At 65.3% G+C, this 1287-nt stretch carries 1 protein-coding gene; it reads left to right on the forward strand.

The genetic code is table 11. The features are described 5' to 3' along the window. Positions 1-114 precede the first annotated feature (114 nt). A partial coding sequence (locus EN925_RS36385; RefSeq protein WP_128337392.1) for a Na+/H+ antiporter occupies positions 115-1287 on the forward strand: 1173 nt, incomplete at its 3' end.

Below are 1287 nucleotides of genomic sequence, written 5' to 3' on the forward strand. Positions count from 1 at the left end.
CCTCTCAGGGCGGCCTTTTTCATTGATTGGGTGCCGCGGCGTTTTTCACGGGAGGGCGGCTGGACGGATCGGCCGGCTTTGCGCATGGTCGGCGGGAAAGCCTGGAACCGGACCATGGAAGTCGCTGTCTTCATTCTGGTCGTGCTCGTCTTCGTGGCGCTTTCCGGCGCGCTGGTTCGCCTGGTGCGGGTGCCGTTGCCGGTGCTGCAGATTGCGATCGGTGCCGCGCTCGCCTGGCCGGTGCGCGGCATCCATGTCGAGATCAATCCGGAACTGTTCCTGCTGGTGTTCATTCCGCCGCTGCTGTTCGGCGATGCCTATGGCGCACCGAAGCGTGAACTGATGGCGCTGCGCGGACCGATCCTGGATCTGGCCATAGGGCTGGTCTTCTTCACCATCGTCGGCTTCGGCTACGCCTTGCATTGGCTAGTGCCGAGCATCCCTCTGGTGGTCGCTTTTGCGCTTGCCGCGGTGCTGTCGCCGACCGACGCGGTGGCCGTGTCCTCGATCGTCGACAGGAATGTCGTCCCGGCGCGGCTGATGCACATTCTCGAAGGCGAGTCGCTGCTCAACGACGCTTCAGGCCTCGTCATGTTCCGCTTCGCCGTCGCAGCAGTGCTGACCGGCAGCTTTTCCCTTGCCGCGGCTTCGCTCAGTTTTCTCTATGCCGTGGCGATTGGCATCCTGATCGGCGTCGCGGCACTGTTCGTTGCCGCCAAGCTGCTGCAATTGCTCAACCGGATCGGCGGCGTGCCGGCCGAAGCGCAGGTGCTGGTGATGGTTCTGCTGCCCTTCATCGCCTATCTCGGCGCCGAGCATGTCGGAGCGTCCGGTATTCTGGCGGCTGTTACCGCCGGCCTGCTCACCGGCGGCTCCGGCGTGTTTCGCTTCCTCGGCGTCTCGGCCCGCATGCAGACGATGTCGCTGTGGACGACGCTTTCCTTCGTTTTCAACGGTGCTCTCTTCATCGTGCTCGGCCTGCAGCTTCCCGACATCATCCGCCATGTGCCGCCGGAACTCATGAGCCTGCACCCGATTATCCAGCCGATCGCGACCGTCGTGGCGCTGACGCTGTGCCTGATCGCGTTGCGCTTCCTGTGGATATGGGTAGGCGATCTCGCAGCCGGCATCGCCGCACGTCTGGGCAAGCGCAAGGTGGAGCCGTTCGGGTTGCGCGTGCGGCTCGCCGGTTCGGTGGCCGGCGTGCGCGGCGCCATCACGCTGGCCGGCATATTGTCGCTGCCGCTCGCCATGCCGGGAACGGCGAGCCGTCCGGCATGGCGAGCG

Origin of the sequence: Mesorhizobium sp. M7A.F.Ca.US.006.04.2.1 (assembly GCF_004022915.1) — a bacterium.
In the GTDB taxonomy this organism is placed as follows: domain Bacteria; phylum Pseudomonadota; class Alphaproteobacteria; order Rhizobiales; family Rhizobiaceae; genus Mesorhizobium; species Mesorhizobium ciceri.